This is a genomic window from Halobaculum sp. MBLA0147, from assembly GCF_041361345.1.
Classification (GTDB): domain Archaea; phylum Halobacteriota; class Halobacteria; order Halobacteriales; family Haloferacaceae; genus JAHENP01.
The window spans coordinates 218,391-226,510 of record NZ_JBGKAD010000004.1 but is presented as its reverse complement, the minus strand read 5'-3'; the positions used below and the strand labels follow the sequence as shown (position 1 = coordinate 226,510).

Here is an 8,120-nt window from a genome sequence, read left to right as displayed (position 1 = left end):
GGGTTTGTGAAGGTCAACTGCAACCGCACTGCTCACTTCCCGCTCGATGCGCTGATCTGCTCCGGAGCCAGCCCGCCTGACGCTGCTTCTCGCGCCAGGTCGTCTGTGACTCCGTCCACTCTCACCTGAATCTACAAAATCAGGTGTCTCGCTCACCAGACCGATGACGGCCTCGCGAGCGCTCGTGGCTGCCTGCCGTCCCGTCAAGGACACCAAGCACGTCACTGCGACTACCGAGTGCGTCTGTCACCTCTGGAACCACCTCACTTTCATCTGGAATCACAAATTGCAGGCCGTTGTCAGTACGTCCCAGGCCGGATCGGCGACGCGGTTGAGGACACCTTCTCATCGTGGACACGAGCCTCGACGTCCTGCGTCCGCCCGCAGTCGGGACAGCGGTACACTGTCTCGTTCACCTTGATGGTGAACGAACAGCTCCCGGTGCAGGGATGACTGCTGGTACTCGAAGTCGGCGATGCCTCTGCGTGCTGCTGGTGCGAGCTCATTCGTCGAAACACCTCACCTCATTCTGGGTTTATAAATAGGGGACGACGCTCACGGACACAGCGAGGCGCGTACACACCAGACACCAGGGAGTGGCCCTCCGGCGCACGCCGAGGAGCGCAGCATCGCGAGCACCGCAGGAGGGGAGGAGGGGCGGGTGGCGGCAGCCATCCCGTCCCTCCGGGCGTCGGGGGAGGGCCGCAACACATGAATCACCCACCCGGCGGGCGGCGTCACCACCCGCGGCGGCGTCACCGCCACGGCAAGAGCCGTGCGAGGAGACGCCGCGAGTTGCGGGATTCGTCTGTGGTGCCGGGCGACGACGTATCAGTGTCGCACCCTTCGGGGTAGCCGCGATCGGGCCGAGGATGTAGGTAGTGTTGGGAGCATTCGCGGCAGTACCACACTCCCGGTGCAGTGGTCTCGAACACCGCCTGATAGTTGTCGTCCTGCGACCAGCAGCCGTCGTGCTCGTGAGACTCATGGCTCTCGACCGGGTACTCAGCCCACGACTCTGGGCCGCTTACAGCGGAGTGAAAGTCGGCTCGTTCCCGGGCGGTCCAATAGCGGAGTCCAACTGGCATAGTGGGGGAGGCACTGACGTGGTGTGGGTCCGAGGCTACTCTTCGACGGCTTCTGTCTCGAGGTACGGGATGTGTCGGCCGGTGATGGTGAGGTCATCAGCGGCGATGTCGTCGCCAGCGACAGCGGCCGCCCTGACCCGTGCCGGACTCACGCTCGTCGCGAGTGCCGTGTAGATGCCGCCGTCGGACGTCCTGAACGTGAACAGCTCCGGGGCCGCCATCTCCAGCTGTGCCACCAGTGCTGCGCCTGCTGGACTGTCGTTCGTGATCGGGACGCCATCTGGCGGTGACTCCAGGTTCGTGGGGATGGGTGACCACGCACCGATGGTGAGTTCGCCCGCTGGGATGACCGTCTCGTCTGTCTGGCGGCCAGCCACCAACTCTGTGTGGACCGCTGCGACCACCTCCTTGAGACGCCCCCGAGTGAGCGGCTCCGTTGTCAACATCGCGAGGAGATCCGGATACTCGTCAAGCGAGAGCGACACTGTCGTCTCTCCACCATCGAGTGAGAACCCCTCGACGGTCACGACGAGTTCCTCTGCCGAGATCGGTACGTCCGCGGTTTCGACTACACGCTTCAGACGCCCGCCAGCCAGGACATCACCGTACGAGTAGGTGGCCTGCTGGGTGTCGTGTGAGGCCGCCTGCGGCTGGGGTGGCGTCTGCGTCGATGCACCTGTCGTGGAAAGCTCCGTCTCGTCACTGGACATAGTCCACCCGCCTCTGCCGGTACAAATTGGGGTGCGACATCTGGTGAGACAAGACGGGATGCGTCTCGTCTCACGGCTGTGATCAGTGGCGACGGGTTGACGCAGAAATCACCAAGATACCGGTGACTACGAACACTCCGAATCCGATTGCGAGGGTTGCGAGGTGGTACTGAGGAGACAGGAGCGCGAGTTTGGCATCACTGGTCCCTGCCATAGCGGCTCTCGTCATGACCCCTCCGAGCCAGAGCGCAGCGATGAGTTTGGCGAGGTCTCGGGTGACGAACTGTGCCAGGCTTCCCTGGATGTTACCTGTCAGCTTCATCTATGTTGAACTGAGTACTGCGGTGTTCTTTATACTAACGGGGTTGCGCTCTAGGATGGTGAAAACTGGATCACACGGGCGAGAGTGGGTCCCGTCGCGCAGAGAGTGCGAGGGCCGCACAGAGGGCAGTCGTCCCGAGCCCGGTTGCGATCGCTTGGGCGTGAAGCCTGATGGAGAGGATGTTGATCACATCAGCTGCCGCGAACTGCAGCAACATCCCGAGAGCCCACCAGAACACGGTGAGTGCGATGATGATGGCGATGCGCCCAGATGTCACTCGTGGAAGGATGCGTTGTGTCATGGTACTGTCAGTGTGAGAGTGTCACCACTCTCGAATGGTGGTCACGCCGCCCTGTGCAGTAATCTCTAGAGTTTCTCCAGCCCGTACCCGAGACCGCCCAGCACTACGAGTGTCACTGCTCCGGTCACGACACCCACCAGGTGTGTGACCGGGTCAGTGAACGGGACCGGGATCACGAACGACAGCAACGTTACGCCTACCGCCCAGAGGACAAGGACCCAGCTGAGCCCGTTCAGCACGTCAGTCCGGGTCACGTCATGCGGGTCCAGTTGAAGCACAGTTGCACCTCTGTCCGGCAGTGGGTATCAGTGCTGGGTCTACAACCCAGACGGTCTAGCCGTCCGAGAGATCCGGGCCGAACTCCTCACGGTATCTCTCACCGAGCTCTCGCTCAGAGAGATGATCCGGCTGCTCTGCTGCCCACGACCAGAAATCAGGCGTGAACCCTGCCGGATCTTCATTCGGACTGAACACCTCGGACCACTCACAGGGCTCACTGCCATCTTGCTCGCACATAGCTCACTCTCCCCTGCTAGAAAAAACGGGGGACGACTCGCGCCGCCACAGATCACGGCCCGCTGTCACTCGGAAAAGGGTGGGGCGGCCTCTGGATCAATGACTGCCTCGTCATGGTCGTACCGGACAACGTGGACATCGACATCGGGTGCCTGCTGACACCGCTCGATCATATCTTGTGTGCCTGCGGAAGAGCCGTCCCAGAAGGCGAGGAGGACATCTGCAGCCGCCGCCATCTCGGCGTTCCGCTTCGGACCAGCCGCTTTCCCGTGTGCGTCCCAGTCGGGTTCAAACCGGTTACCGGGCACGTCATGTGCGACCGCCCACACCCGTCCACAGCGGTCGCCGCCGGCCGCGCCACCATCAAGGACGCAGGCCACGTCAGAAGCGTTGATCCCTTCCTCGGCGAGTGCAGCGTCGACGGTTGTCACACGGTTCGTGTCGGTGAATGGTCCTTCGAGAAACGACCGGGTTCCGGCGACGCACAAGTTCACTGGCATAGGGCTACTGTCCCCTGTCCGTAGAGAGGGGGAAGCGAAGAAGGCCTCGGACCCTACGCCGGTGGAAGGTATTGCTCCAGGAGGTCGCTGTAGTCATCCGAGCGGATCGATACCGCGTCAGGATGGTCTGCCGTTGGCCCAGGGCCGACGGTGTGGTCGAGGAGATTGACCGTCCGCTCATCGCTTTCGATGTACTCGATAATCTCCTCGTGACTGCGCTCGTACGGGTATTTGACGCTGTTACAGTCATATCCAAAGCGAGACCCTTCTTCCTCGTCGTACAGGACAGTGAACCGTTTGACCACTGGGTTCATCCTCCGCAGTGACAGGCCACCGTTCGTGAGGTCCACAAGCCTGACGAAGGTGTGGGGGTCGAGTTTGCTTGGCGCGACATCACCCTGGAGGACCCCTCGGAGTTGCCGAAATGGCGTCTCCAACTCATGCGACGTATCCGTGAATTCGAGGAAGAACAGGGCCTCCCACTGTGACATGTCGACACCTGCTTCCTCTTCAAGTCGGGCAAGTCGCTCGTCGAGTTGGTCCTCGTCGATGTCGATGTCGATGTCGTCAGACATGGGTCACTGTCTTCTGCGCGTCTAAATTGGTGTGGCCTCGCCAGGGATAAGAGATGTGCCGGTCATGCCACGATCGTGTTGCCCGCCATCATCTGGTACTCGAACCACTCATCATCCGGCACCCGGTCCTCGTTCCCGTGGATGTCCCGTGCGATGGCACGCAACCGATCAACCGAGACGATACACGTGTCCTGGCGGTCTCCCCAGTGCTCAACAGCTACCTCCAGATCCCGTGCGTACCCGCCGACGATCGGGTACCCATCACCCGACACACCGCTGATCTCCATGTAGCCGTCTGCGCGGTACAGGTACGCTGGGAGGTCGGTCACAGCCGACCAGCCCCCTCCGGAGTCCGTGTCCAACCACGTTGCCAACTCTGCCGGGAACTCATCATCGTCGAGGCGCTCGAGCTGCTGCGTCCGTCCGTATGCAGACATGGTTCACCCTCCCCTGTCGATAGAAATGGCGTCGCAAACGCTCACCCCCACACAGAGACTCCACCCTCCGGCGCACGCCGAGGAGCGCAGCGCTAGCGAGCACCGCAGGAGGGGGAGGCCACGCCAGTGGCCTCCGGCTTCGGCGGGAGGCAGATCACCCCACGCTGTGCGGTGCGGTCGCCGAAGGCCGTCGCCCACGGGGACGGTCACTGCCTCACTCCGCGAACCGCTCTGGATCAACGTCCGCCCACCACTCGACATCGAGATCGCCTGCGAGATACGCGAGGACCACGTGTCCGTGACAGAGCTTCGGCACACACCAACACGCCAGCGTCTCCTCCGCAAGCTGGTCCACTGCGCCGCGGAAGATCTCATCCACCTGGAGTCGGTGGGCGAAATTCGCTGCGTACGCCTTCACACACCCCTCCCGTGTGTACGCGCCGCCGTCGGTCTCCATCGTGAACGGGTTGCCAAACTGCGTCGACCGGTCAATCTTCGTCACGCCCTCACCGCTGTGTGAGCGGAGACTCACCAGCCTCGTGCTGGCATACTCGTGGACATCCGCCTGCTCTTGGGCGGCAAGGACGTCCACGATCGTCGCGAAGTGGTCGTCGACGGTCATGCTACCTATCTCTGCACGAAGAAACTAGCGCTGTGGCCGGCCGGTGTAGTCTCACTCTTCCGTCTGTGGGCTCTTCGAGATGGCAGTGTCCTCAGCCGGTGGGCAGCGGATCTCCGCGAGCTTGCTCGCGGAGATGGACCGCGCCGCGAACGCGGCGCAGCGCCCCGCCGCCGACGAGCGGTCTCCCACTGTCCACACTGTGCCCCGCCACTATCTACCGGTGCGCCTCTCACGCCATCCCTGCTGGAGCGTTCGCGAGCGGCGACCCCCCGCGTATTCGCTGTCACACCTCGGGAGACTGGTCCCTGCCCATAAAAAAGACCCCCACCGCCCTGACGCTGTCTGCGAGCGCCAGGACGGTGGGGTGATGACCTGCCCCACGTGGGGCGTTAGTCTGCGCCTCCCGTCGGCTGCCCCGGCTCGGTGTCCAGCGCGTTCACCCACGCGTGGGTGTCGGCGTCACGACTGTGCGGGGGCTCCTCCACCGGGTGCGCGACACCCGGGCACGGGTCGTACTTCACCTCACCGTCTCCCTGCTCCACGACGATAATGTCCGTGTCGCCCGTGATAGCGAGCGACAGGCCGCCCTCGTAGGAATTCGCGACGGCGCCCTCGAGGCGCACCGTCATCCCCTCCACCAGCGGCCGCATATGCTGCAGGGTGGCCTCCTCGCGTCCCACGGCTTTCCGCGAGGAGTGCCAGAAGACCACCTTGGCACGCCCGGTGTCGTCTTCGACGTATCCGGCTTGGTACTGGTTCCGCGCGGGGTCCTCGAAGAGGTGCGTGACCTTGACCTTCACCGTCACGCGGTGGTCGTAGTACGGGTCAACGTGCGTGAGCTTTTCGCGGACCCCCGGAATGTTTCCGAGATCGTCCCGGATTTGCTCTTGCGCCGCGAGGGGGCGTGCCCCATCTGCGAGTTTCGCCGCAGCCTGCGTGGTGAGTTGCTCCTCGTCGAGGGCAGTGTCCGAACCGAAGTAGGCGGCCAGGCTGGCGCCGATTTTCTCGGCGACCGCCACGTCGTCCTCATCGAGCAGGTCACGGGGGTCGTCTGCCGAGTGCCCCGTGTGCGCGGACGTGTCAGGAGCCGAGCCGTCGTCGAGATGCTCGTCATCCCACGCGCAGTCGTATGCCGGCGGGGCCTCGGGTGCGCTGTCGTCGCGCTCGGCGCTGCCGACGATGTCCTCCTTGCAGGCCTGCTCGCGATTGATAGTCGCACGCTGCGGCTCGTCGTCGTCCTGACTGTCATCGTCGTCGTCGATGGCTGCACGGAACTCCTCTTCGTACGCGCCAGCGTACGGCGTATCGACGATGTCGGCGAGGCGCCGAGCTTCTTCGAGGTTGTCCGGCAGGTCACGGTCCGAGTACAGCGTGTCTTCGTCGGCGGTTGACATCGCTTTCCTCCGCTGCCGCTCGCGCTCGGCACGCTCGCCTTCGACCTTCTCTTGCGTCACGAGGGTCTTCCGCTCCTCGATGTTGTCGATGGAGGTCCGAGCACGGCGCCGGTTGGGGGTCTGCTCTGCGAGCTGGCGCGGGATGTCGGTCCCGAAGAACGGTTCGTCCAACTGCTCTGCGCGAACGTCGGACAGGATAGCGCCCGCGTCCACCTTCGCTCCCAGGGGGACGGAGTCGCCCCGGTTCGGCGTCCGGTACAGCCCGCTGTCCTTTGCAGCCTGCGACTCTTCGGTGGTCATCTCCTGTGCGCCCGTCTGCTCTGGGTGAATTCCAGACATACGTTGTCTCCGCCTCCCACGACGGCGCCGGAACGACCGTTGCACCGCCCGGCCGAACCGACCCGTGTGGGGGCACCCTACGATATGATTTCAGACCCCGGCAGCCGCTGGAAGGATTCCGTGACGAGCGGCTGGCAGGCGGCCGATTCGCGGCGATGGGACCCGCACGCGAGCACGCTACGGCGCGCAGCCTGCGGGTGAATCGCCGTCGAATCGAGGTCCGACTGCCAGTCACAACCGGAAGGGATCGGGCGGGCTGGCCCGGACGAAACCCGCCGCCAGCGGCCGGAAGGGACCCGCCAACGGCGGGTAGGGTCCGGGCGGTGGCGGTGGGTGCCGGGCCAGCGCGGCCGATCATACCGGGCAACTGTGTCCGCTCGGGACGGAATTCTCCGGCAAGTGTCGGGGCCGGTTCCCGGATAAGCGGCCGGTCTGGCCAGTCCGAGGACGGCTGAGGCCGGCGAGAATCGACGGAGGGGACCCGCTCGAAGAGCGGGGAGGTATCCGTCGAATTCTCGGTGGGCTCAGTCGCCACAGGAGGCCAGACCAGCGGGCGGAGGGGCTGAAGCCCCCCGGAGCCCGCTGGGTCCCTCCGGCGGGCGACGGCGGTGGTGTCGCCCGCCGGTGGCAACTCGCAGCCGCTTATCCGGGAAGAAATTGGTGGCGGCTCCGCCGCGCCGGGGGGCTCTGCCCCCACCCCACGGCCACGGGCCCGGCTGGTGCTGGTGGCCGACTCGCTCAGTCGTCTCCGCACCCCGCTGACGGCGGGCAATCCACAACGCGAGCCCGCGCCGCAGGGTCGATGCCGGTGGAAGGGACCCGCCTTCGGCGGGTAGGGTCCGCCGGGATCGGCGCTGCGGGGTGGGTCGAGCGCAGATGGATTGGCCGTCCAAAAGCGGGGTGACCAAGCGCGCCGTCGCGTGGCAATCCGCGCGGGGCCGGGGTGTCCAGCGGTGCTGAGGCGGCCGATTCGCGCTGGCGCGAATCGTGGCCCGGCTCAGTGCCGCTGGCCCCCGGCGCCGGGTGGAGCGACCGACGACGGCGAGTGCGCGGCGCCGTGGCGGTCGATTTCGGGAGAAGGGACCCGCGAACAGCGTGAGCGGGTAGTGTCTGCCGAAATCGGGACCCGGCCCGGCACGGCGCCGCGGACGACGCGCCGGGAGCCGAGCGGAGCGAGGAACGGAGACGACAAGCGAGACGGCCGTCCAGCGCCAGCCCGGACCGTGCTTCGACCCGGCGGGAGGCCCGGTGAGCCGCCCGCAGCCGCGAGAAGGGACCCGTCCCGGAGGGGACGGGTAGTGTCTGGTGGCTGCGGG

Annotated in this window: 9 protein-coding genes; all 9 read right to left on the bottom strand. The window is 65.1% G+C overall.

Going from position 1 to position 8,120, the window contains the following annotated elements:
- Positions 1-1,123: 1,123 nt before the first annotated feature.
- Positions 1,124-1,798: a hypothetical protein gene (locus RYH80_RS18860; RefSeq protein WP_370905644.1), complete on the bottom strand. Its 675-nt coding sequence runs from the start codon at positions 1,796-1,798 to the stop codon at positions 1,124-1,126.
- An 82-nt stretch (positions 1,799-1,880) separates the two neighbouring features.
- A complete protein-coding gene (locus tag RYH80_RS18855) occupies positions 1,881-2,120 on the bottom strand; it encodes a hypothetical protein (protein ID WP_370905643.1) in 240 nt (79 codons plus the stop codon).
- Between the two features lie 70 nt (positions 2,121-2,190).
- Positions 2,191-2,397 carry a hypothetical protein gene (locus tag RYH80_RS18850; protein ID WP_370905642.1) on the bottom strand — a complete coding sequence of 69 codons (207 nt, stop codon included), beginning with the start codon at positions 2,395-2,397 and terminating at the stop codon, positions 2,191-2,193.
- Between the two features lie 89 nt (positions 2,398-2,486).
- Positions 2,487-2,699: a hypothetical protein gene (locus tag RYH80_RS18845; RefSeq protein ID WP_370905641.1), complete on the bottom strand. Its 213-nt coding sequence runs from the start codon at positions 2,697-2,699 to the stop codon at positions 2,487-2,489.
- A 303-nt stretch (positions 2,700-3,002) separates the two neighbouring features.
- Entirely contained in the window at positions 3,003-3,437 is a 435-nt protein-coding gene (locus RYH80_RS18840) for a hypothetical protein (RefSeq protein WP_370905640.1), read from the bottom strand.
- A gap of 53 nt (positions 3,438-3,490) precedes the next feature.
- Entirely contained in the window at positions 3,491-4,012 is a 522-nt protein-coding gene (locus RYH80_RS18835) for a hypothetical protein (protein WP_370905639.1), read from the bottom strand.
- A 62-nt stretch (positions 4,013-4,074) separates the two neighbouring features.
- The gene (locus RYH80_RS18830) at positions 4,075-4,449 is read right to left on the bottom strand and encodes a hypothetical protein (protein WP_370905638.1); all 375 of its coding nucleotides are present in this window, start codon (positions 4,447-4,449) and stop codon (positions 4,075-4,077) included.
- Positions 4,450-4,663: 214 nt separating this feature from the next.
- Entirely contained in the window at positions 4,664-5,071 is a 408-nt protein-coding gene (locus RYH80_RS18825) for a DUF4326 domain-containing protein (protein ID WP_370905637.1), read from the bottom strand.
- Between the two features lie 389 nt (positions 5,072-5,460).
- Positions 5,461-6,765, bottom strand: a complete 1,305-nt coding sequence (locus tag RYH80_RS18820; protein WP_370905636.1) for an SOSS complex subunit B family protein — start codon at positions 6,763-6,765, stop codon at positions 5,461-5,463.
- Positions 6,766-8,120 lie beyond the last annotated feature (1,355 nt).

What these genes read in the sequence shown, in the direction of transcription:
- RYH80_RS18860 (WP_370905644.1), bottom strand. Translation starts at nt 1,798, where the DNA reads ATGTCCAGTGACGAGACGGAGCTTTCCACGACAGGTGCATCGACGCAG.
- RYH80_RS18855 (WP_370905643.1), bottom strand. Translation starts at nt 2,120, where the DNA reads ATGAAGCTGACAGGTAACATCCAGGGAAGCCTGGCACAGTTCGTCACC.
- RYH80_RS18840 (WP_370905640.1), bottom strand. Translation starts at nt 3,437, where the DNA reads ATGCCAGTGAACTTGTGCGTCGCCGGAACCCGGTCGTTTCTCGAAGGA.
- RYH80_RS18835 (WP_370905639.1), bottom strand. Translation starts at nt 4,012, where the DNA reads ATGTCTGACGACATCGACATCGACATCGACGAGGACCAACTCGACGAG.
- RYH80_RS18830 (WP_370905638.1), bottom strand. Translation starts at nt 4,449, where the DNA reads ATGTCTGCATACGGACGGACGCAGCAGCTCGAGCGCCTCGACGATGAT.
- RYH80_RS18825 (WP_370905637.1), bottom strand. Translation starts at nt 5,071, where the DNA reads ATGACCGTCGACGACCACTTCGCGACGATCGTGGACGTCCTTGCCGCC.
- RYH80_RS18820 (WP_370905636.1), bottom strand. Translation starts at nt 6,765, where the DNA reads ATGACCACCGAAGAGTCGCAGGCTGCAAAGGACAGCGGGCTGTACCGG.